Consider the following 1,262-nt stretch of genomic DNA (forward strand, 5'->3'; position numbering starts at 1 on the left):
CCTATACGTGGCAGCCCGTCGCCGGCGAGACCTACGCGATCGCGTGGCAGGAAGCCGACCGCGCGACGGTCGTGCACATCGACGATTTCGCCGCCGGCACGTCGCACTCGTTCTTCACCGCGTCGTCGCTGGATTTCCACCGGCTCGAAGGCAGCCTGCGGGCAGTCTGAACGAAGGGAAAGCCCAACCATGTCCACCTCACTCGCCAGGCTCGCCGACGGCGGCTTCAGCGTCGGCATCGAACTGCCGCTCGACAACGACTGGTCGCCGGCCGGCGACGCGAAGCGCCAGCATGACGGCCGCCGCCCGGGCGTGCCCGACCTCGAAAACCACGCGGCGCTCGCGCGACTGGCCGACACGCTCGGCTTCCGCGCGCTCTGGGTGCGCGACGTGCCGGTGTACGACCCGTCGTTCGGCGACGCCGCGCAGGTGTTCGAAACGTTCTCGTATCTCGGCTACCTCGCCGGCATCACGCGCGACATCCTGCTCGGCACGGCGGCCGTGGTGCTGCCGCTGCGCGAGCCGCTGCTGACGCTGAAATCGGCCGCGACGATCCAGGAGCTGAGCGGCGGGCGCCTGCTGCTCGGCGTCGCGAGCGGCGACCGGCCGGTCGAATATCCGCTGTTCGGCCGCGACTTCGCATCGCGCGGCGCGAACTTCCGCGACCAGATCGCGCTGCTGCGCGACGGCGCGCGCGGGCATCTGCCGCCGGGCCTCGACGTCCTGCCGGCCGCACGCTCGCCGGTGCCGCTGCTCGTCGCGGGTCTCGCGCAGCAGACGCCCGCGTGGATCGGCGAACACATGGACGGCTGCCTCGCGTATCCGGGCACGCCGGCCGATCACGCGCAGCGCGCCGCGAACTGGCGCGCGGTGGCCGGCAACAAGCCGTACGTGAGCTTCATCCACCTCGACCTCGCGGAAGACCCGCACGAACCGCTGCAGCGGCACCGCTTCGGCGCGCGCGCCGGACGCATCGCGCTGACGGAAGAACTCGCGGCGATGCGCGACGCGGGCGTGCAGCACATCGGGCTGCATTTCCGCCGCAACCGGCGCCCGCTCGGCGAGACGATGGCGGAGATCGCATCGGACGTGCTGCCGGCGTTCCACGCGAACGCCGCGGCGAACCCGCAGGCGCGCACCGCCTGAGGCCGGCATCGCGCCGCGCCGGCCGGATTCACGATCAATATTTGATTTCAAATCAAATATTTTTGACCTCTAACGGCGTTTATCTCATCAGTTCGAAGCGCCAGAATGACTTCCAT

General features: G+C 70.0%; 2 protein-coding genes. Both read left to right on the top strand.

Annotated elements, in window-relative coordinates:
- Positions 1-170, top strand: a 170-nt coding sequence (locus BME24068_RS35225; protein ID WP_420887579.1) for a MoaF-related domain-containing protein, incomplete at its 5' end; no start/stop codon positions are given.
- 19 nt (positions 171-189) lie between these two features.
- On the top strand, positions 190-1,146 hold the full coding sequence (locus tag BME24068_RS34765) for an LLM class oxidoreductase (RefSeq protein WP_174928803.1): 957 nt from the start codon (positions 190-192) through the stop codon (positions 1,144-1,146).
- The last annotated feature ends 116 nt before the right edge of the window (positions 1,147-1,262 follow it).

Origin of the sequence: Burkholderia anthina, from assembly GCF_902498995.1 — a bacterium.
In the GTDB taxonomy this organism is placed as follows: domain Bacteria; phylum Pseudomonadota; class Gammaproteobacteria; order Burkholderiales; family Burkholderiaceae; genus Burkholderia; species Burkholderia anthina.

Bases quoted from the DNA above. Each gene is read 5' to 3' on its own strand.
- BME24068_RS34765 (WP_174928803.1), top strand. From the start codon at position 190: ATGTCCACCTCACTCGCCAGGCTCGCCGACGGCGGCTTCAGCGTCGGC.